The organism is Bradyrhizobium sp. 87 (assembly GCF_023073015.1).
Lineage (GTDB): Bacteria > Pseudomonadota > Alphaproteobacteria > Rhizobiales > Xanthobacteraceae > Bradyrhizobium > Bradyrhizobium canariense_D.
Genome location: NZ_JADPIQ010000128.1, coordinates 171,781 through 193,571 on the forward strand (window position 1 = coordinate 171,781; position 21,791 = coordinate 193,571).

The window sequence follows — 21,791 nt, forward strand, 5'->3', positions numbered from 1 at the left end:
CGACATGACGAAACTTTTCGCCACACGATGGGCTTTGGTCGCGACGCTGACGATGCTGGCGACGCCGGCCATCTCCGCGCAACAGGACGACGGGGCTCCGCCGCCGTCGAAGCCCGGCAAGCCGATCAATGCCGGGGAGGTGCTGTCGGGCGAGCTGAACACGATGAAAGTGCGCGACGTCAAGAACGTCGGCAAGCGGGTTGCGACCTACCAGATCACCTCCGAGCCGCGCCGACTGCCGCCGCCGAGCGGGCTGTGCAATCTCGAGACCGGACCCGAAACCTTCCAGCTCGTTCCCAGCGGCGACGCGCAGGCAGCGCAGCTGAAGACGTTTGCCGGCAAGGAGATCTCGGTCAAGGTCGACGAAGTCGCCTGCGCCAGCGATCCCGGCCAGATGAGCGAGGCCGTGATCACGAAATGGAGCCTGATCAAGAAGCAGTAGGGGGCGCCCCGTTTGCTCGCCACACATATAAGCGCATCTGTTTTTCGTCATGCCCGGGCTCGTCCCGGGCATCCACGTTTTTGGCGCCGCGTAGCAAGGCGTGGATGGCCGGGACAAGCCCGGCCATGACGGCGTTGCGCTAAACCCGCACCGGCCCCAGCGCATCAAAATGCCCGCGCTTCTGCAACCAGGCCAGCAGCACCAGGCTCGGGATCGCCACCAGCATGCAGATCACGAAGAACAGCGGCCAGCCGGTGGTATCAGCCACGAAGCCGGCGCCTGACGAGAGATAGGTCCGCCCCACCGCGGCAAGCGCGGTGAGCAGCGCATATTGCGTCGCCGTGTGCAGCGGGTTCTGGCAGAGCGCCGAAAGATAGGCGACGAAGATCACCGTGCCGATGGCGCTGGTGAAGTTCTCACAGGTGATGGCGAAGGCGAGCGCCCATTGGCTGGTGCCGACGAAGGCCAGCCAGGAGAAGGAGAGGTTCGCGAGCGCCTGCACCACGCCGCCGATCCAGAGGCTGGTCGCAAGCGAATAGCGCCGCGCGACGAAGCCGCCGGCAAAGCCGCCGATCAGAGTCGCAGCAAGGCCCACGCCCTTCACGATCGCCGCATAGTCGTTGCGGGAGAAGCCGAGGTCGATCACGAACGGCGCGGTCATCGTGCCGGAAAAGGCATCGGTGAACTTGAACAGCACGACGAAGGCGAGTGCCGCAAGCGCGTCCTTGCGCGTCAGGAATTCCGAGAAGGCGCCGATTGCCGCGTGCAGCACGCGCGCGAGCGCGGTCTGCGTCTGCGTCGCGGCTTCCGCCCGCAATGACTGCTCGGGCTCGGTCGCGACCAGCGCCGTGATCGTCCCGATCAGGACCATCGCCGCCATCACCACATAGCCCCACATCCAGGCGGACGTGCGGGTGATGCCGGTGCTCTCGAAGCCGGAGACGATGAACAGCGCGCCGGCGGTCGAGACCAGCATGCCGATGCGATAGGCCGCGACATAGGACGCCATGCCGGCGGCCTGCTCGCTCTCCGGCAGGCTCTCGACGCGGAAGGCGTCGACCACGATGTCCTGCGTCGACGAGGCCGTCGCCACCAGCAATGCGCCGAGCGCGACGTAGAACGGCGAGCGCGCGGGATCGGTCAGCGCCAGCAGCAGGATCGCTGCGATCAGCAGCAATTGCGAGAACAGCAGCCAGCCGCGGCGCCGCCCGAAGGCGCGCGTGAACAGCGGCACATGCATCGCATCGACCAGCGGCGCCCAAAGGAATTTCAGCGTGTAGGGCGTGCCGACCAGCGCAAACAGCCCGATGGTCTTGAGATCGACGCCGGATTCCCGCATCCACACCAGCAGCGTCGAGCCCGACAGCGCCAGCGGCAGCCCGGACGAGAAACCGAGGAACAGCACGATCAGCACCCGCGGCTGCAGGTAAACGGCAAGGCTGTCACGCCAGGAGGTGGGGGCCGTGCCGGGGCCGGCAGGGGAGGTCGCGTCGGGTGCGGTCATGGGGTGGTGTTAGCAGATTCTGAGAGCCACAAGTGAGGTGTCGTCGCCCGGCTTGACCGGGCGACCCAGTATTCCAGAGGCCGGAGTTATGGAGGGCCCGCGATCTCCGCATAGAGATCGTTCCAATCGGGATTATCCTTCTCGATCAGCGCAATCTTCCAGGCGCGCGTCCATTTTTTCAGGCGCTTCTCGCGTTTTATCGCATTCTCGGGATCATCGAATTGCTCGAAATAGACTAGCTTCACAACGCCCTATTCCTTCGTGAAGCTCTCGACTAACTGCAATTTGTGTTCGGCCACACGGCGGATGAGATCGTTCGTTACGCCAATGTAGAGCGTGTCGCCCATCTTGCTGGCGAGAATGTACACGTAGTAGCAGCGCCCGCCCATCTGCCGTCTCTGGGATACTGGGTCGCCCGGTCAAGCCGGGCGACGACAGTGTGTTCTATATTCTACTCCCCCGCCTGGAGCTTCCTCGGGAACAACTCGGCAGCGCCGGTCGCCACGAGATGCGGGGCTTCGGGGGCATCGCTCTTGCTGAAATCGAGCTCTTCGATGCGCCCCGCGCGCTTCTCGATCTTGTCGGCGGAGATCAGGATCTGGCGGACGTCCTCGTTCGCGTCGGCAAAGTGCTTCTGCAATTTCAGCACGCGATCGCGCAGGCGGCCGAGGTCGTCGCCGAGCTTGATCACTTCGGTCTGGATCTGGTCGGCGGCATCGCGCATGCGCGCGTCCTTCATGATCTGCTGCATCACCTGGATTGCGAGCATCAAAAGCGACGGCGACACCAGCACGACGCGGGCGCGATACGCCTTCTGGATCACGTCGTCGAAACCGTCGTGGATCTCGGCGTAGACCGATTCCGACGGCACGAACATCAACGCCATTTCCTGGGTCTCGCCGGCGACGAGATATTTTTCGGCGATGTCGCTGACATGCTTCATCACGTCACCGCGCAGCCGCTGCGTGGCGATGCGCTTTTCCTCGTCGGTGCGCGCATCATGCAGCGCGGTCATCGCCTCCAGCGGAAATTTCGCGTCGATGCAGAGCGGACGCTGGTCGGGCAGGAACACGACGCAGTCCGGACGCTTGCCGGTCGAGAGCGTGAACTGGAACTCGTAGGCGCCCTTCGGCAGACCGTCCTGGACGATCGCTTCCATCCGCGCCTGACCGAAGGCGCCGCGCGACTGCTTGTTGGCGAGCACGTCGCGCAGGGTCGTCACCTGCGTGGTGAGGTCGGTGAGGTTCTTGTGCGCGCTGTCGATGATGCCGAGCCGCTCGTGCAGCGCGTGCAGGCTCTCCATGGTGTTGCGGGTCGAGTGCTCCATGGACTGGCCGACGCGGTGGGTCACCGAATCCAGCCGCTCGTTGACCGCGCGCGCCATGTCGGCCTGGCGGCCGGCCAGCGTCTGGGTCATGGCGTCGACTCGCCCCGAAGCCTCGCTCTGGGCGTGCAGCATCTGGCTGATGCGCTCCTCGAGCTCGTCGGCGCGGATGGCGTTGGCCATCGCGAGTTCCGCGCCGCGCCGCCCTGACCGCGCGATCACGACGGCAATCACGAGCAGCAGGATAAGGACCAGGGCGCCGAAGCCGATCAGCGCGTCCACGGTGCGCACCGGCCAGTCGCCAAGCATGAAAATGATCTCGTTCATGCCCCTGCTTCTAGCCGATTCGCTTCGAGACACGAACGAATAGCGAACATTTATGGTAAATGCTCTGTTAATTTTTATGGTTAACGAAACCTGAAGTTTTATGGTTAGCGGAGGGTTAACGGGGTTCCCGGCCGCATTGACCGCATCGAACGCGCGGCTTAAATCGCGGCCATGGCCCTCAGAGAAATCATCATCCTGCCCGACAAGCAGCTGCGTCTGGTCTCCAAGCCGATCGAGAAGGTCACGCCGGAGATCCGCAAGCTTGCCGACGACATGTTCGAGACCATGTACGACGCGCCCGGCATCGGGCTCGCGGCGATCCAGATCGCGCAGCCGTTGCGGCTGATCACCATGGACCTCGCCAAGCCCGACCAGGACGGCGAGACCAAGCCCGAGCCGCGCGTCTTCATCAATCCGGAAATCATCGCCTCTTCGGAGGACCTGTCGGTCTACGAGGAAGGCTGCCTGTCGATCCCCGAATATTACGAGGAGGTCGAGCGCCCTGCGAAGGTGCGGGTGCGCTACACCGATCTCGACGGCAAGGTGCACGAGGAGGACGCCGAAGGCCTCTACGCCACCTGCATCCAGCACGAGATCGACCATCTCAACGGCGTGCTGTTCGTCGACTATCTGTCAAAGCTCAAGCGCGACCGCGTGCTGAAGAAGTTCGAGAAAGCCGCCAAGCGCGCGGAGTGAGGTTCTCTGTCGATGCCCCTCCGCCTGATCTTCATGGGCACGCCCGATTTCTCCGTGCCGACGCTGCTCGAGCTCGTCGCGCATGGCCACGAGATCGCGGCCGTGTACACGCGCGCGCCGAAGCCCGGCGGACGGCGCGGGCTGCAATTGCAGCCGACCCCGGTGGAAGAGGCCGCGCGAAAGCTCGGTGTGCCCGTGCTGACGCCGAAGACTTTGAAAACGCCGGAGGCGCTGGAAGAGTTTCGCGCCTTTGACGCCGATGCGGCCGTCGTCGTCGCCTATGGCATGATCCTGCCGCAGGCGATCCTCGATGCGCCAAAGCTCGGCTGCTACAACCTGCACGCCTCGCTGCTGCCACGCTGGCGCGGTGCCGCTCCCATCAACCGCGCGATCATGGCCGGCGATGCCGAGAGCGGCGTGATGGTGATGAAGATGGATGTTGGCCTCGACACCGGCGACGTCGCTATGGCGGAACGGCTCGCGATCACGGACAACATGACCGCGCTCGATCTGCACGATCGTCTGTCGCGGCTCGGTGCCGATCTGATGGTGCGCGCCATGGCCGCGCTGGCGCGCGGCGGGCTTCAGCTGAAGCAGCAGAGCGAGGACGGCGTCACCTATGCCGCCAAGATCGACAAGGCCGAGGCGCGGATCGACTGGACCAGGCCCGCGCGCGAGGTGCTGCGCCATATCCACGGCCTGTCGCCGTTTCCCGGCGCCTGGGCCGAACTTGAGAATGCGCGGGTCAAGATCCTGCGCTGCGAGCTGGCGAAAGGCACGGGCGCACCCGGCGAGGTGCTCGACGATCACCTCACCATCGCCTGCGGCGAGGGTGCAATCCGTCTGATCGAGCTCCAGCGCGAAGGCAAGGCACGCATGCAGGCCGCGGACTTCCTGCGCGGCGTGCCGTTGAAGACCGGCGCCAAATTCACCTGACGCTGTCATACCCTGCGAAGGCGGGGAATCCAGTACGCCGAGGCTTCTCGGTCGAACGGATAGGCTGCGGAGTACTGGATTGCCCGGTCGAGCCGGGCGATGACAGCGAAACTGGACAAGATGCCCCGCTACAAGCTCACCATCGAATATGACGGCGCGCCGTTCTTCGGCTGGCAGGTGCAGGAGACGCTGCCCTCGGTGCAGGGCGCGTTGGAGGCCGCTGTGAAGGCGATGACCGGCGCGGATGCGCGCGTCCATGGTGCCGGCCGCACCGATGCCGGCGTGCATGCGCGCGGCCAGGTCGCGCATGTCGATGTCGGCAAGCAGTTTCCGCCGGGCCGTTTTCGCGACGGCTTGAATGCGCATCTGCGCCCGCATCCTGTCGCGGTGCTCGAAGCGGATATCGTGCCTGATAGTTTCGAGGCGCGCTTTTCAGCCATCAAGCGCCACTACCGCTACCGTATCGTCAACACTCGCGCCAATCTCGCACTCGATGCCGGCCACGCCTGGCGCGTGCCGCGCCGGCTCGACGCCGATGCGATGCATGCGGCGGCACAACGCCTGCTCGGCAAGCACGATTTCACCACCTTCCGCGACACCGAGTGCCAGGCCAGGTCGCCGGAGAAGACGCTCGATCAGCTCGACGTGCTGCGCGACGGGCGCGAGATCACCATAGTCACCTCGGCGCGCTCATTCCTGCACAGCCAGGTGCGTTCGATGGTGGGGTCGCTGATGTGGGTCGGCGAAGGCCGCTGGACCGCCGATGATCTCTCCGCAGCGCTCGCCGCACGCAACCGCGCCGCCTGCGGCATCGTCGCCCCGCCGGACGGGCTGTATCTGATGCAGGTGGATTACTGATGGGATGAGGGCGCGTACTCTCGCTACATCCCCCCACTGTCATGCCCCGGCTTGACCGGGGCATCCAGTAGCCGTGGCCTCTCGGCTCAGTCACTGTCGTCTCTGGAATACTGGATCGCCCGATCAAGTCGGGCGATGACAGCGGAGTGGGCAGGCGGAAGAGCCTACCCAAAATACCTCGCCAAAATCCCGCGATACACCTTGGTCAACCGCTCCAGGTCCCTGACCGGCACGCGTTCGTCGATTTGGTGCATGGTCTGGCCGACCAGGCCGAATTCGATCACCGGGCAATAGCTTGAGATGAAGCGCGCGTCCGAGGTGCCGCCTGAGGTCGACAGCTCCGGCTTGCGGCCCGTCACTTCTTCGATCGCGGACACCGCGAGATCGGTGAACGGGCCGGGCTTGGTCACGAACACGTTCGAGTTCGAGGGCTCCCAGACGATGCGGGCGCGAATGCGGTTGCCGCAGGCTTTTGTCAGCCGCATCTCGACCAGCTCGCGCAGGCTCGCCTGAGTGTGGTTGTCGTTGTAGCGGATGTTGAATTTTGCGCGCGCTTGTCCCGGGATGACGTTGTTGGCGGTGTTGCCGACGTCGACCGAGGTGAATTCGAGGTTGGAGGCCTGGAACTGCGCGCTACCATGGTCGAGCGGCTCGTCCGAGATGGCCACGATCAGCCGCGCGATATCAGGCACCGGATTGGCGGCGCGGTGCGGATAGGCGACATGGCCCTGCACGCCGTCGACATACAGCGTGCCGGATTGCGAGCCGCGGCGGCCGACCTTGATGGTGTCGCCGAGGGTCTCGACATTGGAGGGCTCGCCGAGCACGCAATGGTCGAATTTTTCGCCGCGCTCGGCCGCCCACTGCAGCAGCTTGATGGTGCCATTGATGGAGACGTCTTCCTCGTCGCCGGTGATCAGGAAGGAGATCGAACCTTTGCCGTCGCTGCGCGGCTTGCCGTCGTTCGCGGCCAGATGCTCCAGCACCGCGGCGACCGAACAGGCGATGCCGCCTTTCATGTCGACCGCGCCGCGGCCGTGCAGAAAGCCGTCCTTCACCTCGCCCGAGAACGCGCCGACGCTCCAGGCGCTCTCGTCGCCCGGCGGTACCACGTCGGTGTGGCCGGCAAAGGTGATGTGCGGCCCGTCAGTGCCGATCCGCGCAAAGAGATTGTCGACGTCGGCGGTGCCGGGCTCGCGGAAAGTCACGCGGTGGCATGTGAAGCCTGCCGCATTGAGGGCTTTTTCGAGCACGCCCAGTGCACCGGCATCGGCGGGGGTTACCGAGGGGCAGCGGATGAGATCGCGGGCAATCGAGAGAGCATCGGTCATGCGCCCCGCTTAACATGCATGCCGCCGGGTGGGCTAGCACTGGGCGGGACAAATTCGATCTCGCTCTGCTGGTCCCAGCTTTTCGTCGAAGGTGCGGGCGCGGAGCCATCTTCAAGGACGGCCAGTGGATCGGGGCCGAACCGGTTGTCGCCCGAGGTGCCGGGCACAATGAACATTTCCACGAGGCCCCAAAACCACGGAATGTGCACGGCCCAGGCGACGGCAAGAACCCAGTTTGAATTGGTGGGCAGCAGGTCCGAGAACTGGTCGAACAACGCAGGCACGACGAAGAACGGAACCAGCCACCAGCCGCTCCGGTCGCGATCGTGCAGCCGCTTGGTCGCGGTTGCGAGATAGATCCACAGGAATAGCAAAGTGCCGAACACTTTGAGGATGAGGGTCGCGCGATCGGCCGTAGCCAGCTGACGATAGGCCCTGGGATCGACCACGTTGAAGATGTCGTCGACACCGAAATCGAAGTCGACCTTGAAGTTGAAGGCGAAAGTTGCCGCCCCGTTCAGCACCTTGATGGCCTGGTCGATCATCCCGAGCATGCAGGCCAGCATCATGACGAGCAGCAGCGCCTGCCACAGCAGCGCGCGGTTGATGCGGCCGTCGAAGCGGAAGAGATACCAGATCCAGTCCATTCCAAAGGCTCCGGGCGGGAAAGGTCGCCCGGATGTTGGTCGCGATGGGGGGAGGGCGGGTTCGATGGACCCTCGGTGTCGTACGGCAGCTGGTGCCGCGAATCAATCCCGCAGCAGCTCGTTGATGCTGGTTTTGGAGCGCGTGCGCTCGTCGACGCGCTTGACGATGACGGCGCAGGCGGTGCTCGGGCCGATCTGGCCGTTCTTCATGGGCTTGCCGGGCAGCGCGCCGGGAACGACGACCGAATATTCCGGCACCTCGCCGATGAAGATCTCGCCGGTCTCGCGATCGACGATCTTGGTCGACGCCCCCAGGAACACGCCCATCGACAGCACCGCGCCCTTGCGCACGATCACGCCCTCGGCGACCTCGGAGCGCGCGCCGATAAAGCAATCGTCCTCGATGATCACGGGCTCGGCCTGCAGCGGCTCGAGCACGCCGCCGATGCCGACGCCGCCGGAGATGTGCACGCGCTTGCCGATCTGCGCGCAGGAGCCGACGGTCGACCAGGTGTCGATCATGGTGGATTCATCGACGTAGGCGCCGAGATTGACGAAGGACGGCATCAGCACGACGTTGCGGGCGATGAAGGCGGAGCGGCGCACGATGGAGCCGGGGACGGCACGGAAACCGGCATCCCGAAAGCGGTTCTCGCCCCAGCCGTCGAACTTCGAGGGCACCTTGTCCCACCAGGCCGCCTTGCCGGGGCCGCCGGAAATGGCGCCCATGTCGTTGAGGCGGAACGAGAGCAGCACCGCCTTCTTCAGCCATTGATTGACCTTCCACTTGCCGTCGGCCCCGCGCTCGGCAACGCGGGCCTCACCCTTGTCCAGAATCTCCAGCGCGTGATCCACGGCCTCGCGGACCTCGCCCCTGGTCGAGGTCGAGACGCCGTCGCGCGCCTCGAAGGCGCCGTTGATGGTGGATTCGAGGACGGACAGGGACATTTGGCGATCCTTGAGCAGCATTTGCGGGGAATTTGGATCGCTTTTTCGGGACTTGGAGCGAGAGAGTCAAGAACGCAGTCGGCCATGTCCCGGCGCGTTCGGACGCGCCCGGGACATGGCCGGCGGCTATTTTGATGTGCCCGCGAGATCGATGCCGTTCACGATACCCTCGCAGAGGCCGGCGAGCTCATTTCCGAGTTCGGTCAATGCCGGTGAACGGTAGCGCGCGAAGGCCATAGCCGGATCAAGCCATCGCAGTTCGGCTTGACCGTCTGGAAAGCCGATCACGGCGAACTTCAGGGGGGCCTCGAGCAGCGCCGCGCTATCGGCGGTCAGCAGCCGCGACATCAGGCGTGGGTGGAAAAACAGGACCTGACGCGCGGGGCCGATGGCGAAGCCGCCACGACTGAGCAGCATTTGCGGGTCGATCTCGTGCAGGATCCAGAGGTCTGCCGCAATGATTCCCTGCTTCAAGCGGGTGACCACCTCTTCGACGGTCAACGAAGAGGTGACCGACCGTTGAAACGAGCTTGCGGCCGAACCGCATCCGGAGAAGGCCACAGGTTGCGGTGTTTGCGTCATCGGATCAGCCTTCGCCCGGCTTCGGTGCCCGGCTCGCATCGAACGCTTCGAGCGTCCGTGCCGAGTAGACCAACGACGCCCCCGCACCGATCGCAATCGCCACGCCGAGGGCCTCGGCGAGCTCCTCACGGCTCGCGCCGAAACGTGCGGCGGCGGCGGCGTGAACCGCAATACACCCGTCGCAGCGGGCGGTCACGGCCGCCGCCAGCGCGATCAACTCGCGCGTCTTTCCGTCCAGCTTTCCTGTCTGGGGGCCAGCCGCGCCAAGTTCGCGATAGCCCTTCAGCGTCGCCGGGCTTAGGGCACCAATGTCGCCGATCCGCGCCAGCAAGTCGCTCCGATAGGCGCTCCAATCCATCATCATTGTCTCTCTCCTCGAACGGCGGGTTGTTGCCGAGCTCGAGAGATAGACGTGCGGTCTCGCGGGAGCCATCAGCTATGGGCGTATGGCCGCTATACAGCTTGCCGAAGCGTCAGGCGAATTGACGGAATTCTCCCGCGATGAAGTCCACCACGGCGCAACCCGCCGGACCTTGCCGGTGTCGCGATGAAATCCCAGCCACAGCTCGCGGCTCGGGACGGGCGCCGGCGTCTTGATCGAACGAAGCGCGGGATAGGCCGAGGCCAGCCGAGTCGGCAAGCAAACCAGCCCCGCGCCGGCGGCGGCCGCAGCGGCCTGACCATCGCGGCTATTGCTGCAGAATCCAACATGTGCCTGCGGCAAATAGCGACGCAGCCACTTCGTCTCCGCAACGCTTTCGGCGAGCGCCGCGTTCATTGTAATGAGCGCAGCGTCGGCGCCACCGTCCGAAAAATCGGGCGGTCCCTTTGCCTTGAGATAGGCAGCAGCAGCATAAAGCTGGAACGGAATGCTGCCGATCTTCCGCTGCATCAGTCCGTCCTGCTGGAAGCGCCCGAAGCGTAGGGCGACATCTATCTCCCGCCACGTGAGGCTCAGGGCCTCGGCGTCAGTAACCAGCTCGACGGTGACGGTCGGATGCGCCGCGCAGAACTTCGCCAGCAAAGGCGAGAGGATCCGTGCCCCGAGCCATTCGGGCGAGGTCACGCGCACCGTTCCGGTCAGTCCAGCGCTGCTGCCGACTGCGATCCGCTGCGCCGCCAGTGCTGCGTCCTCCATCCTCTCGGCATAATCGAGAATCTGCCGTCCGGTGTCGGAGAGCCGAAGGCCGGACGGAAGGCGGTCGAACAGGATCGCACCGAGCTTGCTTTCGAACAGTTCGAGGCGCCGGCTCATTGTCGGTTGCGTGGTGCCCAGCTTTCGTGCGGCACCCGAGAGGCTTTTTTCGCGAGCCAGGTGCAGGAAGTAGCGCAGGTCTTCCCATTCGATCGCAGCCAAGTCTGTCGGCTTCTGAGGCACGGTCGCTCCTGCGTTGCTGCGGGGGTCAGCCGATCGCGAGCGACTGCAGAAACCCAGTCAGATCGTCGGTGACGTGGTCGACATGGGCCGCATCACGGCCCGCCAGTTCCCAATCTTCACGCACCACTTGCTTGGTGCCGTCCGACACCACGAGTATCGTGGTCATGCCGAGCTCGTGCGGAACGGTGAGGTTGCGGGCGAGGTCCTCGAACATCGCTGCGCGGGTCGGATCGACCGAATGGTCGGCGAGAAACTTCCGGTAGGTCTGTGGCGCCGGCTTCGGCTCGAATTCGGCGGCGATGATGTCGAACACGCCGTCGAAATGCGTGGCAAAGCCGAGTCGCGCCAGCACCGCATCGACATGATCGACCGAGCCGTTGGTCAGGATCAGCTTTCGTCCCGGCAGTTTTGCAATGGCCTCGCCCAGGGCCGGGTTCGGCTCCAGCGGGGAATGGTCGATCTTGTGGACATAGGCGAGATAGTCGTCGGCGCGTACACCATGCAGGGTCATCATGCCACGCATGGTGGTGCCGAAGCGCTGGTAATAATCCTTCTGGATCTTGCGCGCTTCCACCGGTGTCAGATTGAGCCAGTTGCAAACGAACTCGGTGATCCGCGCATCGACCTGCTGCCACAGATTGACGTGGTGCGGATAGAGCGTGTTGTCGAGGTCGAACACCCAGGTGTCGATATGGGCAAAGGCGCGGGAGGAGGTCATTTTCACTCTCTATCCGTTGACCGCGGCGGCGCCCCACCCTCAATCGTCGTCCTGGCGAAAGCCAGGACCCATACGCCGTGACCGATCATTGGGACACTGCGGTCGTCGTTCTTCGCCAAATCCAATCCTGGGGTAATGGGTCCTGGCTTTCGCCAGGACGACAGCGGCGTGCGTGGCACCGGTACCATCACAACAGCACCCGTCACGGCATTGCAAACCGCAGCGTCTTGCCGCCGCTCGACATGTCCACCGCGCTAAAGCCCGTGGCCGCGAAACCGCGCGCGCCGCAGTCGGTCTGCTCGTTGGTCTCGAACTTGGTCTCGCGCGTGCAAAGCTGCTTGTCGCCGCCCCAGTTCAGCGGCTTGTCCTTCAGCTTGACGATTCGGTTATCGGCGTCGATGGCTTCCGCGAAGCTGAATATCTGCTTCGGCTGGCCGCTCACATCAGGGTGCAGGCAGGTCTTGGGGTCGATGCGATACCAGCCACGGCTCGTCACCGATTTGCCGTCGTCGGTGGCGACCGCCGCCATCACCTTGTGCGCGGTGTCGTTGCACCAGGTGAGGCCTGTCGCAGACGGCGTCTGCACGGCATCGACCATGGTCTTGAAGAAGTTCGGCGACGACAGGATGTCGGACGACAATCCGCGGCTCTTCAGGAAAGCGGCCAGCGCGCCTTGCGTCTTCGGCCCGTCGACGCCGTCGATCGGCGCGGCGTCGTAACCTGCGATCACCAAAAGCCGCTGGATGCCGGCGAGGCGGGCCTGCTCGTCGTCATACTCGGAGTCCTCGGCGAGATAGGCGACGAAATTGCCGTCCGCGCCTTGGGTCGGGGTGATCTGGGTGAAGGCGGCTTGGGTCTGGCCGCTGCGGCACTGCCGCGCTGCCGCGATGACGAAATTGTCCTGCGCGACGCACAGCGTGTCGCTGCCGTTCTGCGGGATCGGGGATGCGCCGTAGACGCCGAGCGCGCGGGCGTTGAGCAGGATGCGGTCGGCGGAGAGCGTGCCCTGCACCACCACGCGGCAGGTGGCGGGGTCGATCCTGAACCAGCCGCGCGTCGCGGTCGCCGCCTTGTCGTCGATGCCGATCGCGGCCTCGACGACATAGGACATGCGGTTGCAGATTTTCAGGTCGGCGAAGGCCGGTGCGGAGGAGAACACGAACGAGATGGCTGCGGCAGGGAGCGTCATCAGGAAGCGCGTCAGGACGGAGCGGCGAGGCCGCCGCTCTCCCAGCACTGTTCCTGTCCGCTCTTCTCTCACTTGTGGATCAGCGTGCCCGTGCCGGTATTGGTGAAGAGCTCGAGCAGCACCGCGTGCTGCATCTTGCCGTCGATGATGACGACGCCCTCCACGCCCTGTTCGAGCGCGTAGATGCAGGTCTCGACCTTCGGGATCATGCCGCCCGATATGGTGCCGTCCGCGATCAGCTTTCGCGCGTCCTTGACCGAGAGCTGCGGGATCAGCTTCTTGGACTTGTCGAGCACGCCCGGCACGTCGGTGAGCAGCAGCAGCCGCTTTGCCTTCAGCGCGCCGGCCACGGCACCTGCGAAAGTGTCGGCGTTGACGTTCAGCGTCTGCCCCTCTTTCGAGGTCGCGAGCGGCGCGAGCACGGGGATCAGCTCGTAGCCGATCAGCTGGTTGAGCAGCGTGAGATCGACTTTCTCGGGATCGCCGACGAAGCCGAGATCGACCGCCTTCTCGATGTGCGAGTCCGGATCCATGATGGTGCGCGTCGTCTTGGACGCCTTCACCATATTGGCGTCCTTGCCAGAGAGCCCCACGGCCTTGCCGCCGGCCTCGTTGATGTAGCCGACGATCTGCTTGTTGACGGAGCCGGCGAGCACCATCTCGACGATCTCGATGGTGGCGGCATCGGTGATGCGCAGGCCGGCTGCGAATTCCGAGACGATGCCGAGGCGCTTGAGCATGGTCGCGATCTGCGGGCCGCCGCCATGCACCACCACCGGATTGATCGCGGTCTGCTCGAGCAGCACGATGTCGCGGGCAAAATTCTTCGCGGTCTCCTCGTCCCCCATGGCATGGCCGCCATACTTGATGACGATGGTTTCCTCGTCATACTGCTGCATGTGCGGCAGCGCTTCGGACAGGATGCGGGCCTGGTCGAGCGGGGAGATTTCGGTCATGAGGCGGATCTCGCTGGCGGGATACTCGGGCCGCGTTCTATCCGATTGGCGGGCGGGGCGCAAAGTGATGTTCTTCCCCTCTCCCCTTGCGGGAGAGGGTGGATCGCCGCGATAGCGGCGAGACGGGTGAGGGGTTCTCTCCGCGCGCGCAATAGTGAGTTCGTGGAGAGAACCCCTCATCCGGCGCTTCGCGCCATCTTCTCCCGCAAGGGGAGAAGGAACAAAGAGCCACTATTTCTTTCCCACCACCGCCGCGAGCGTCACTGCCAGCCAGCTCAAGATCATCACCGATCCACCCGTCGGCGCCGCATATGGAAACAGCGAATGGCCGGCATATTGCCGCAAGGTGAGGTCGCCCGCGAACAGCGCGGCGCCGGCTGCGAAGCCGGACGCGGCGATGATGCCAATTCCGCCGTGCAGAAGGCCGCGCCCGAGCAGGGCGACGGTCGCGAGTATGGCGGTTGCATGAAACAGCAGCATGGCGCTTGCGGCGGCGAGCCGGCTCGCATCGCCGCCATGCGCGGAAGCGGCGGCCAGCGCGACGCCGGCGGCGCCCATCATACCGGCAAGCCCGATCAACAGGCGGAACGCCGCCATTACGAGGTGCGCTCTTCCAGCAGCTTGGCGATCGCGGCGCGCAGCTCGGCCATGCCGGTTGCGCTCCGCGACGAGGTCGCGAGCACGTTCGGGAACGCGGCCGGACGCTTGGCGAGCGCGGCCTCGGTCTCGACGATGCGCGATTGAAGCTCGGCGGCCTTGATCTGGTCGGCCTTGGTCAGAACCAGCTGGTAGCTGACCGCGGAGCGATCGAGTGTCTTCAGGACTTCGAGATCGACGTCCTTGAGGCCGTGCCGCGCGTCGACCAGCACGTAGACGCGCGCGAGGCTCGCGCGTCCGAGCAGGAATTTGTGGATCAGCTCGGTCCAGGACGCGACCTGGCTCTTCGGTGCCTTGGCATAGCCATAGCCGGGCATGTCGACCAGGCGCAGGTCACTTTTCCCGGGGACCTCGAAGAAGATCAGCTCCTGGGTGCGGCCCGGCGTATGCGAGGTGCGCGCGAGCGCGTTGCGGCCGGTCAGCGCGTTGATCAGGCTGGACTTGCCGACATTGGAGCGGCCGGCAAAAGCGATCTCCAGCCCCGCCATCGGCGGCAGCGTTTCAGTCGAGGGCGAGGCCCAGATGAACTGCCAGTCGCGCGTGAACAGCTTTCGCCCGACCTCGATCAGCTTCGCATCTTTGTCGTCGGTCATGCGAAGGCTTTCTGTTTGTCCGCGTCATTGCGAGCGAAGCGAAGTAATCCAAAAATGCATCCGCGAAGGGACTCTGGATTGCTTCGTCGCTTTGCCTCGCAATGACGACCGCTACGTCGCCTTCTTCGCGAACGTCGCCTTGAGATTGTCGAACAGCTCCACCTTCACGCCGTTGCGGCGCATGATGAAGCTCTGCTGAAGCACCGAGAGCGTGTTGTTCCAGGCCCAGTAGATCACGAGGCCCGCCGGGAAGCCCGCCAGCATGAAGGTGAAGATCAGCGGCATCCAGTTGAAGATCATCTGCTGCGTCGGATCCGGCGGCGTCGGATTCAGCTTCATCTGGAACCACATCGTGATGCCCATGATGATCGGCCAGATGCCGAGCGCGAGGTAGTGGCCGAACACGGGAATGGTGGTCGGATCGAACGGGATCAGCCCGAACAGAGTGAACAGGTTGGTCGGGTCCGGCGCGGAAAGATCCTTGATCCAGCCGAAGAACGGCGCGTGCCGCATCTCGATGGTGACGAACAGCACCTTGTACAGCGAGAAGAACACCGGGATCTGGATCACCACGGGAAGACAGCCGGCGACCGGATTGATCTTCTCCTTGCGGTAGATCTCCATCATCTCCTGCTGCTGCTTCACCTTGTCGTCAGGGTAGCGCTCCTTCAGCGCCTGAAGCTGCGGTTGGACCGACTTCATCTTCGCCATCGAGGCGTAGGACTTGTTCGCCAGCGGGAAGAACAGGAGCTTCACGATCACGGTCACGAGCAGGATCGAGATGCCGAAATTGCCGAAGAAGCGGTAGAAGAAGTCGAGGCCGAGGAACATCGGCTTGGTGATGAAGTAGAACCAGCCCCAGTCGATCAACAGATCGAAATGGTTGAGGCCGAGTTCCTTGTTGTAGCCGCCATGGCCGGCGAGCGGGAAGTTGATGCCGACAACGCTGGCTTCCTTGGCGCCGGCGAACAGCCGCGCGTTCGCGGTCGCGGAGCCGCCGATCGCGACGGTGACCGGATCGAGCAGATAATCGGTCTGGTAGGTGTGGACGTTGCCACTCGGATTCGACGAGAAGCGCGCCTGAATCTGCGCACTGGTGTCCGGCAGCAGCGCCGAGGCCCAGTATTTGTCGGTCATGCCGAGCCAGCCATTGGTGGCCTTGAAGTTCACCGTCCTGGCTTCGTCGATTTTCTTGTAGGCGTATTCCTGCAAGCCATCGAGATAGCCGATCAGGCCTTCATGCAGGATGTAGTAGCCGGAGACCTGCGGCGTGCCGTGGCGCGAGATCAGTGCGAACGGATAGAGCGTGACCGGCGCGTTGCCGACATTGCTCACCTCGTCCTTGACGGTAAAGAGGTAGTGGTCGTCGACCGAGATGGTGCGACGGAAGTTGAGGCCCTCGCCATTGTCCCATTTCAGCAGCACCGGGGTCGTCGGCGTCAGGCTGCCGCTGCCGTCCTGCTGCCAGACGGTCTGCGCGTCCGGCAGTTTCGCCGTCACGCCCGTCGCCGGTACCCAGCCGAACTCGGCGTAATACGGCTCCGCGGTCCCCGAGGGCGAATACAGAATAATCGGCGGTGACTTCGGATCGACCGTTTCGCGGAATTGCACCAGCGCGACATCGTCGATGCGTCCGCCCTTCAGCGAGATGCTGCCGGCGATCCGCGGCGTCTCGATCTTCACGCGCGGGCTGGCAGCAATGGCGGTGTCACGGCTTTGAACCGGCTGGGCTTGCTGGTTCGCGCTCGGCGTCGACGGCTGGGCCGTGCTGCCGGCCTGCGGCGTGGCGCCCGGCGTAGCGGAAGCCGTCGGCTGCGGCGTGGTCTTCTGCAGCTCGGCCTGCGCCTGTTGCTGGGCGCGCTGCTTCTCCATCGCCGGCATGTTGTAGAAATATTGCCAGGCGATCAGCACGAAGCCCGACAGAATGACGGCGAGGATGGTATTGCGGTTGTCGGTCATCATTCTCTCGTCATCAATCCGGTTTGCGGCTGGTCGCAGGAGCGGGGCCGGGCTTTAAGCCGTCGGTTGTTGGGCTGCTTTTTGAGCCGCGTCCCTTGTGCGTATGCCGCGCGGGCTTCGCGAACGCTATGCGCAGATCGTCGAGCATGGTGGCGAAGCCGCGCGAGAGCGCGTCCCTTCGGCCGACCAGCACATAATCATGATGGGGCTGCATCGACACCGGATCGAGCCGCTTCACCAGTTCGCGAAGCCGGCGCCGGATGCGATTGCGCTCGGGGGCGTTGCCGTTCTTTTTGGTGACGGTGAAGCCGATCCGGATTGGGCCGCTATCGTCGCGACCGCGGCTTTGCAGGACGAACGCGGGGCTATTCACCCGCGCGCCATTGGCAACGGCGAGGAAATCCGCTCGCTGCCTCAGCCGATCCATGATGAAATCCCAAAAAGGGGGTCCGGCTCAGGCGCTCAGACGCTTGCGGCCGCGAGCGCGGCGGGCGGCGAGCACCTTTCGGCCGCCGGCCGTGGCGAGACGGGCACGGAAGCCGTGACGGCGCTTGCGCACCAGTTTGCTGGGTTGATAAGTCCGCTTCACGGGTTTTTCTCCGCTGACCGGGCAATTTGCCTGTAGAATTGATGATAAAGTCCGGAAGATGCTGCCCAAAACGGGCCTTTTTCGGCCCCAAGAGAGCCGCTCCCGGCGGTCACACCGGGTCATCGCGGACAATTGCGCGGCTTATAAGCGAGCGCCTTCTTTTCGTCAACGCCGCACAAGAGCTCAATTCCGGCGAATATCGCTGTTTGTGCGGGGTTTTTAACCCTTGAGGTAGCGACTCGCCAAATCTGCGCTTACATCCGACCTTGGCAGATTGACGATCTGTAATTTGACCGCGCTGGGGGCGGGCCGCATCTTCGTACGCGCCAAACCCTTCACCAGCCAAATCTTCAACCCGGTAAAGGCAGCGAGGGCGAATTTCGTGGCAGCGACAGACCTCCAGCCGATCCAGGATGGGGATCAGCGGGACCCGCCGGCGGCGCTGCCGCGTGGGACGCGCGGACTTGGGCTGTCCGGCAAGCTGCTGCTGCTCACCGTCCCCCTGGTGATGATCGCGGCCATCCTGCTCTACGTGCCGGCCATCGCCAACTTCTGGGTCAACCGGCTCAACGACCGCGTCGCCGCGGCCAACACGGCGGCGCTGGTGCTCGATGCGGCGCCGCTCGGCATGGTCCCCGATTCGCTCTCGCGCGAGATCCTGAAAAGCATCAATGCGCGCGCCGTCGCCATCAAGATGGGCCAGCAGCGCCGTCTGCTCGCCAGCGACAATCTGCCCGCCGCGATCGAGCACGACATCGACCTGCGCGACATGACGGCGTGGGAGGCGATCACCGGCTCGTTCCGGATGATGCTGGAGACCGGCAACCAGGCCATCCGGATCGTCGGGCCCGGCGTCGGCAACGCCCAGTTCATGGAGATCGTCACCGACGAGCTGCCGCTGCGGCAGTCGATGTACCGCTTCTCCCGCAACGTCGTGGTGGTCGCGCTGATCATCGCTGTGTTGACCGCGGGCCTCGTCTATCTCGCCATGCATTATCTCTTCGTGCGCCCGATGCGGCGGCTGACCGCGAGCCTGGTCGGCTTCCACGAAAATCCCGAGAGTTCGGCGGGGATCATCGTGCCGAGCCAGCGCAGCGACGAGATCGGCGTTGCCGAGCGTGAATTGTCGGACATGCAGCGCGACCTGATGTCGATGCTGCATCAGAAGAGCCGGCTCGCCGCCCTCGGCCTCGCCGTCTCCAAGATCAATCACGACCTGCGCAATCTGCTGGCCTCGGCACAACTCCTGTCGGACCAGCTCGCCAGCGTGCCGGATCCGCGGGTGCAGCGCTTTGCGCCAAAACTCGTCCGCTCGCTCGAGCGCGCCATCGCCTTCTGTCAGTCGACCTTGTCTTACGGCCGCGCCCAGGAAGCCGCGCCCGACCGGCGCATGATCATGATCGAGCCGGTGGTGCTTGAGGTGCGCGAGACCGCTGGCCTTGCCTCCGACGCCTCGATCTCCTGGGTCGCCGCAATCGAGCGCGGGCTCGCGGTCGATGCCGATCCCGACCAGCTCTTCCGCGTGCTGCTCAACCTCGTCCGCAACGCCGCCCAAGCGCTGGAAAGCCATGCGTCCGCCGAGGGCGGCGCGCAGCAGATCCGGATCACGGGAAAACGCGAGGGCGCGGTCGCCATCCTCGAGGTCTCCGATACCGGCCCTGGCGTGCCGCAGAAGACTCGCGAACACCTGTTCGAGGCGTTCCAGACCTCCGGCCGCCCCGGCGGCAGCGGCCTCGGCCTTGCCATCGCCGCCGAGCTGGTCCGCGCCCATGGCGGCGACATCCATCTGGTCGAAGGCACCATCGGTGCCACCTTCCGGATCGTCATCCCCGACCGCCCCGTGGAACTGCTCTCCGTCCGCAACGAGCGGGCGCGGGCGTAGGTCGGCCGGCGGCTGAGTGCGGAAACCGTCATTTCCCAGCAAAATCACCTCAATCCGGACCTTGCCAATTGGGGCAAGAGCGGTTAGTCAGGGCGCTCTTTCGCACCCCTCCGGCGTCGCCGGGGGCTGCCTGCGGGCCACGCCCGCAATGTCAGCGAAAAACGCGCCCGTAGCTCAGCTGGATAGAGCATCAGACTACGAATCTGAGGGTCGGACGTTCGAATCGTTCCGGGCGCGCCATTTTCGAATACGCGATCGACGCCGATTTCCCGCATCCATTCGTTTCGTCCGCAGGCGGCGCACCCGTTTCGGCGCGATGACAATCAATTGCACTGTTCGGGATTCTGCGTACCGCCGACAAAGCCCGCTTTAGCGCCGCCCTACATCTTGCGCCGCCGGATCCGAACCAAGCCCCTTGCTCGTCAGCAAACGGTTGAACTGATCGGCGGAAAAAAGCTGCCCGTCCGGAGCCGTGATCGACACCACAAAACCATTCACCGCATGCTTGCGGGCCAGGATCACCGCAACGATCGCGCTGTCACGGAAATCCACGGTGCGGCAGTCGTCTTTTACAGCTTCGATGATGAATGTCATTTGGCCCACGACCACCGTTGGCACGCGCCAATTGCGCGCCCGGCCACTCAATCCCGTATCGGTGAAAATGATATTGCCGACAAGCCGGCTATTGACCCGATTGAACCGCAACCATACCCATATTGGGGGAACAGCAGACCGGTCCTGCCTCACGCGTGGTGCGCCACGGATACATAGAACCGGCTTGTGGGCGTCGGACCGGACATCTGTAGAAGCGGGGACTGGTGATGGTTGGTACGACTGAAGGCGAGGACATCGCGTCGGATTTGATCCGAACCGTCTCCCGCCACTCGTTGGCCTACATGCTGTGCGCAGCCAGCGAAATGTTCCGCCACTACGATTTCGATCCGCTGGACTTGATGATCATTCATGCGGTCCTGAACGCCAACGTTCTCAAGATCATGAAGACCCCCGAACTCGACCGGCAATTTGGCAGTATCCAGGCGGTGGAGCCGGACAAGATCAAGCAGGGCGTTTCCCGTGCCGCCCTGTCCCGCTTTTTCGGTCTGCCGATCGAAACCGTTCGGCGGCGCGCCGATCGCTTGAAGAAGCAAGGCATTTTCCGCGAGACCGACCAGGGTCTGATCGTAACCGAAGCCAACCAGTTCAAGTTCGGCAATAATCACGAGTTGCAGAGAACTAACATGCTCCTGGTGCGGAAATTCCTCCGTGACCTGACGGAAGCGGGCGTTGAGCTTCCCGGCGGGATTTGATGGACCATTGGCGCTTCCGAATCGGGACCGCACCAGACGGTGCGCCATTCATCATCCGGCTTTCACGCGCTCTTCGGCCGAAAAGCGACGATGGATCCGCTTGGCTCGTCTTCGCGCATTGCCGCCTCGATTGCCTTCGCCAACGCAGCCTGGTCGAATGGCTTTGATAAACGCGGCAGGCTGGATCGTTCGTTGCTGGGAATCTCTGCGTATCCCGTGCTCAGGAGGATGACCGTCCCGGGGCGCTCCGCGGCGACAGCGCCGGCCAGCTGCAGTCCAGTCATCCCAGGCATGGCAAATTGTCCTCCCCTGACGACGCCGAATCATCCTCGGCACCAAGATCGTTTCCGCCTGACAGGGACCGCGCCGATGAGCGGCCGCGACATCCGTACCTCGTCAGACGAGAATCAGTTGAGAATAATACCGGCCGCGAGCCTGCACCGCAAAGTGGCAGCAAGTCGGCTGTTTCCCGCATAAGATGTAGGTCGCGCGACCGCCCGTGATACGCGAGGGGCACGTCACGCGCTGCTGCGCCGGCAAGAGCGTGGTGCTCTATGAATGGTAAGATCCAGGCACGCTCGGCCGGCGGTGTAAGGTGCAGCACGCAACATCACTTGTAATCTGCTTCACACGCAAATGCGCCCAATTACGCTAGACAAAACAGGTCGCGCCTTCGCGCGGCCTGTTCGGAGCTGGCGATGATGGCTGCACTGGCAAAGGCGATATCCCGCGCGACGAGAACCAACGTTGATGTCGAAACTCTGAAAGTCCTCGTGATCTTTTCGGGCGCGGGCTTGCTGCTCTCTCTCGTGGCCGCAATGATCTACGGGCAGGCTGGCAACGCCGCTTTGTTTTGAGATCCGGCGCGCCGGGTCGTCGAAGCGCAAGAAAGTCTTCCGCAAGCGTCCGCGCCAACCAATAGCGGACTTTATGCATTCGGTGTCGCCCGGTATCCGGACGCACGGAAC

At 64.1% G+C, this 21,791-nt stretch carries 24 protein-coding genes, 1 tRNA gene and 1 pseudogene; 8 read left to right on the top strand and 18 right to left on the bottom strand.

Annotated features, from left to right (window positions below; all coding sequences use genetic code 11):
* Positions 1 to 4 precede the first annotated feature (4 nt).
* The gene (locus tag IVB50_RS32180; protein WP_026232439.1) at positions 5 to 442 is read left to right on the top strand and encodes a hypothetical protein; all 438 of its coding nucleotides are present in this window, start codon (positions 5 to 7) and stop codon (positions 440 to 442) included.
* Between the two features lie 139 nt (positions 443 to 581).
* Here the strand turns inward: IVB50_RS32180 and IVB50_RS32185 are convergent, their stop codons facing one another.
* The 3 genes and pseudogenes from IVB50_RS32185 to rmuC all read right to left on the bottom strand — a co-directional run bounded on the left by IVB50_RS32185 (position 582) and on the right by rmuC (position 3,597).
* Positions 582 to 1,946, bottom strand: a complete 1,365-nt coding sequence (locus tag IVB50_RS32185; protein WP_018453019.1) for an MFS transporter — start codon at positions 1,944 to 1,946, stop codon at positions 582 to 584.
* Positions 1,947 to 2,032: 86 nt separating this feature from the next.
* A pseudogene (locus IVB50_RS32190) lies at positions 2,033 to 2,335 on the bottom strand (GIY-YIG nuclease family protein).
* 62 nt (positions 2,336 to 2,397) lie between these two features.
* On the bottom strand, positions 2,398 to 3,597 hold the full coding sequence (gene rmuC / locus IVB50_RS32195; protein WP_018453022.1) for a DNA recombination protein RmuC: 1,200 nt from the start codon (positions 3,595 to 3,597) through the stop codon (positions 2,398 to 2,400).
* A 171-nt stretch (positions 3,598 to 3,768) separates the two neighbouring features.
* Here rmuC and def point away from each other — a divergent pair, with 171 nt between their 5' ends.
* From def to truA, 3 genes are all read left to right on the top strand, one after another.
* Positions 3,769 to 4,293 (top strand): peptide deformylase, encoded by a 525-nt coding sequence (def, locus tag IVB50_RS32200; RefSeq protein WP_007597693.1) that lies wholly within the window; start codon positions 3,769 to 3,771, stop codon positions 4,291 to 4,293.
* A 12-nt stretch (positions 4,294 to 4,305) separates the two neighbouring features.
* Positions 4,306 to 5,229, top strand: coding sequence for a methionyl-tRNA formyltransferase (gene fmt, locus IVB50_RS32205; protein WP_018453023.1), 924 nt, complete (start codon positions 4,306 to 4,308; stop codon positions 5,227 to 5,229).
* Positions 5,230 to 5,349: 120 nt separating this feature from the next.
* Positions 5,350 to 6,087, top strand: coding sequence for a tRNA pseudouridine(38-40) synthase TruA (truA, locus tag IVB50_RS32210; RefSeq protein WP_026232440.1), 738 nt, complete (start codon positions 5,350 to 5,352; stop codon positions 6,085 to 6,087).
* 164 nt (positions 6,088 to 6,251) lie between these two features.
* On the opposite strand, the gene dapE is transcribed toward truA, so the two are convergent.
* The 14 genes from dapE to rpmH form a co-directional block, all read right to left on the bottom strand.
* The gene (dapE, locus tag IVB50_RS32215; protein ID WP_247299214.1) at positions 6,252 to 7,418 is read right to left on the bottom strand and encodes a succinyl-diaminopimelate desuccinylase; all 1,167 of its coding nucleotides are present in this window, start codon (positions 7,416 to 7,418) and stop codon (positions 6,252 to 6,254) included.
* Positions 7,415 to 8,065, bottom strand: coding sequence for a DUF805 domain-containing protein (locus IVB50_RS32220; protein ID WP_018453026.1), 651 nt, complete (start codon positions 8,063 to 8,065; stop codon positions 7,415 to 7,417). Before IVB50_RS32220 ends, dapE begins: the two co-directional genes overlap by 4 nt.
* A gap of 102 nt (positions 8,066 to 8,167) precedes the next feature.
* Positions 8,168 to 9,013, bottom strand: a complete 846-nt coding sequence (gene dapD / locus IVB50_RS32225) for a 2,3,4,5-tetrahydropyridine-2,6-dicarboxylate N-succinyltransferase (RefSeq protein WP_026232441.1) — start codon at positions 9,011 to 9,013, stop codon at positions 8,168 to 8,170.
* Between the two features lie 126 nt (positions 9,014 to 9,139).
* Complete coding sequence (locus tag IVB50_RS32230; protein WP_231189775.1) at positions 9,140 to 9,595, bottom strand: DUF302 domain-containing protein; 456 nt, start codon at positions 9,593 to 9,595, stop codon at positions 9,140 to 9,142.
* Between the two features lie 4 nt (positions 9,596 to 9,599).
* A complete protein-coding gene (locus tag IVB50_RS32235) occupies positions 9,600 to 9,959 on the bottom strand; it encodes a carboxymuconolactone decarboxylase family protein (protein WP_018453029.1) in 360 nt (119 codons plus the stop codon).
* 72 nt (positions 9,960 to 10,031) lie between these two features.
* Complete coding sequence (locus tag IVB50_RS32240) at positions 10,032 to 10,973, bottom strand: LysR family transcriptional regulator (protein ID WP_247299215.1); 942 nt, start codon at positions 10,971 to 10,973, stop codon at positions 10,032 to 10,034.
* Between the two features lie 25 nt (positions 10,974 to 10,998).
* Entirely contained in the window at positions 10,999 to 11,691 is a 693-nt protein-coding gene (locus IVB50_RS32245; RefSeq protein ID WP_018453031.1) for a pyrimidine 5'-nucleotidase, read from the bottom strand.
* Positions 11,692 to 11,893: 202 nt separating this feature from the next.
* Positions 11,894 to 12,880 carry a DUF1036 domain-containing protein gene (locus tag IVB50_RS32250; protein ID WP_018453032.1) on the bottom strand — a complete coding sequence of 329 codons (987 nt, stop codon included), beginning with the start codon at positions 12,878 to 12,880 and terminating at the stop codon, positions 11,894 to 11,896.
* Between the two features lie 68 nt (positions 12,881 to 12,948).
* Positions 12,949 to 13,836: an acetylglutamate kinase gene (gene argB / locus IVB50_RS32255; RefSeq protein WP_007597683.1), complete on the bottom strand. Its 888-nt coding sequence runs from the start codon at positions 13,834 to 13,836 to the stop codon at positions 12,949 to 12,951.
* Positions 13,837 to 14,067: 231 nt separating this feature from the next.
* Positions 14,068 to 14,433 carry a DUF423 domain-containing protein gene (locus IVB50_RS32260; protein ID WP_018453033.1) on the bottom strand — a complete coding sequence of 122 codons (366 nt, stop codon included), beginning with the start codon at positions 14,431 to 14,433 and terminating at the stop codon, positions 14,068 to 14,070.
* Positions 14,433 to 15,086, bottom strand: a complete 654-nt coding sequence (gene yihA, locus IVB50_RS32265) for a ribosome biogenesis GTP-binding protein YihA/YsxC (RefSeq protein WP_018453034.1) — start codon at positions 15,084 to 15,086, stop codon at positions 14,433 to 14,435. The genes IVB50_RS32260 and yihA overlap by 1 nt, the downstream gene beginning before the upstream one ends.
* A 111-nt stretch (positions 15,087 to 15,197) precedes the next feature.
* Entirely contained in the window at positions 15,198 to 17,045 is a 1,848-nt protein-coding gene (yidC, locus tag IVB50_RS32270; RefSeq protein WP_026232445.1) for a membrane protein insertase YidC, read from the bottom strand.
* Between the two features lie 13 nt (positions 17,046 to 17,058).
* Positions 17,059 to 17,472, bottom strand: a complete 414-nt coding sequence (gene rnpA / locus IVB50_RS32275) for a ribonuclease P protein component (protein ID WP_018453036.1) — start codon at positions 17,470 to 17,472, stop codon at positions 17,059 to 17,061.
* A gap of 27 nt (positions 17,473 to 17,499) precedes the next feature.
* Positions 17,500 to 17,634: a 50S ribosomal protein L34 gene (gene rpmH / locus IVB50_RS32280; RefSeq protein ID WP_008542748.1), complete on the bottom strand. Its 135-nt coding sequence runs from the start codon at positions 17,632 to 17,634 to the stop codon at positions 17,500 to 17,502.
* A gap of 382 nt (positions 17,635 to 18,016) precedes the next feature.
* Between rpmH and IVB50_RS32285 the strand changes: the two genes are divergently transcribed.
* Positions 18,017 to 19,516 (top strand): HAMP domain-containing sensor histidine kinase, encoded by a 1,500-nt coding sequence (locus IVB50_RS32285; protein ID WP_026232446.1) that lies wholly within the window; start codon positions 18,017 to 18,019, stop codon positions 19,514 to 19,516.
* A gap of 163 nt (positions 19,517 to 19,679) precedes the next feature.
* Positions 19,680 to 19,756, top strand: a tRNA-Arg gene (locus IVB50_RS32290).
* A 129-nt stretch (positions 19,757 to 19,885) separates the two neighbouring features.
* Here the strand turns inward: IVB50_RS32290 and IVB50_RS32295 are convergent.
* Positions 19,886 to 20,110: a hypothetical protein gene (locus tag IVB50_RS32295; protein WP_018453038.1), complete on the bottom strand. Its 225-nt coding sequence runs from the start codon at positions 20,108 to 20,110 to the stop codon at positions 19,886 to 19,888.
* 266 nt (positions 20,111 to 20,376) lie between these two features.
* On the opposite strand from IVB50_RS32295, the gene IVB50_RS32300 reads away from it, so the two are divergent.
* Positions 20,377 to 20,823: a hypothetical protein gene (locus IVB50_RS32300; protein ID WP_247299217.1), complete on the top strand. Its 447-nt coding sequence runs from the start codon at positions 20,377 to 20,379 to the stop codon at positions 20,821 to 20,823.
* Positions 20,824 to 21,521: 698 nt separating this feature from the next.
* Positions 21,522 to 21,680: a hypothetical protein gene (locus IVB50_RS32305; RefSeq protein WP_018453041.1), complete on the top strand. Its 159-nt coding sequence runs from the start codon at positions 21,522 to 21,524 to the stop codon at positions 21,678 to 21,680.
* The last annotated feature ends 111 nt before the right edge of the window (positions 21,681 to 21,791 follow it).

What these genes read in the sequence shown, in the direction of transcription:
- IVB50_RS32180 (WP_026232439.1), top strand. Translation starts at nt 5, where the DNA reads ATGACGAAACTTTTCGCCACACGATGGGCTTTGGTCGCGACGCTGACG.
- IVB50_RS32185 (WP_018453019.1), bottom strand. Translation starts at nt 1,946, where the DNA reads ATGACCGCACCCGACGCGACCTCCCCTGCCGGCCCCGGCACGGCCCCC.
- rmuC (WP_018453022.1), bottom strand. Translation starts at nt 3,597, where the DNA reads ATGAACGAGATCATTTTCATGCTTGGCGACTGGCCGGTGCGCACCGTG.
- def (WP_007597693.1), top strand. Translation starts at nt 3,769, where the DNA reads ATGGCCCTCAGAGAAATCATCATCCTGCCCGACAAGCAGCTGCGTCTG.
- fmt (WP_018453023.1), top strand. Translation starts at nt 4,306, where the DNA reads ATGCCCCTCCGCCTGATCTTCATGGGCACGCCCGATTTCTCCGTGCCG.
- truA (WP_026232440.1), top strand. Translation starts at nt 5,350, where the DNA reads ATGCCCCGCTACAAGCTCACCATCGAATATGACGGCGCGCCGTTCTTC.
- dapE (WP_247299214.1), bottom strand. Translation starts at nt 7,418, where the DNA reads ATGACCGATGCTCTCTCGATTGCCCGCGATCTCATCCGCTGCCCCTCG.
- IVB50_RS32220 (WP_018453026.1), bottom strand. Translation starts at nt 8,065, where the DNA reads ATGGACTGGATCTGGTATCTCTTCCGCTTCGACGGCCGCATCAACCGC.
- dapD (WP_026232441.1), bottom strand. Translation starts at nt 9,013, where the DNA reads ATGTCCCTGTCCGTCCTCGAATCCACCATCAACGGCGCCTTCGAGGCG.
- IVB50_RS32230 (WP_231189775.1), bottom strand. Translation starts at nt 9,595, where the DNA reads ATGACGCAAACACCGCAACCTGTGGCCTTCTCCGGATGCGGTTCGGCC.
- IVB50_RS32235 (WP_018453029.1), bottom strand. Translation starts at nt 9,959, where the DNA reads ATGATGATGGATTGGAGCGCCTATCGGAGCGACTTGCTGGCGCGGATC.
- IVB50_RS32245 (WP_018453031.1), bottom strand. Translation starts at nt 11,691, where the DNA reads ATGACCTCCTCCCGCGCCTTTGCCCATATCGACACCTGGGTGTTCGAC.
- IVB50_RS32250 (WP_018453032.1), bottom strand. Translation starts at nt 12,880, where the DNA reads ATGACGCTCCCTGCCGCAGCCATCTCGTTCGTGTTCTCCTCCGCACCG.
- argB (WP_007597683.1), bottom strand. Translation starts at nt 13,836, where the DNA reads ATGACCGAAATCTCCCCGCTCGACCAGGCCCGCATCCTGTCCGAAGCG.
- IVB50_RS32260 (WP_018453033.1), bottom strand. Translation starts at nt 14,433, where the DNA reads ATGGCGGCGTTCCGCCTGTTGATCGGGCTTGCCGGTATGATGGGCGCC.
- yihA (WP_018453034.1), bottom strand. Translation starts at nt 15,086, where the DNA reads ATGACCGACGACAAAGATGCGAAGCTGATCGAGGTCGGGCGAAAGCTG.
- yidC (WP_026232445.1), bottom strand. Translation starts at nt 17,045, where the DNA reads ATGACCGACAACCGCAATACCATCCTCGCCGTCATTCTGTCGGGCTTC.
- rnpA (WP_018453036.1), bottom strand. Translation starts at nt 17,472, where the DNA reads ATGGATCGGCTGAGGCAGCGAGCGGATTTCCTCGCCGTTGCCAATGGC.
- IVB50_RS32295 (WP_018453038.1), bottom strand. Translation starts at nt 20,110, where the DNA reads ATGACATTCATCATCGAAGCTGTAAAAGACGACTGCCGCACCGTGGAT.
- IVB50_RS32305 (WP_018453041.1), top strand. Translation starts at nt 21,522, where the DNA reads ATGATGGCTGCACTGGCAAAGGCGATATCCCGCGCGACGAGAACCAAC.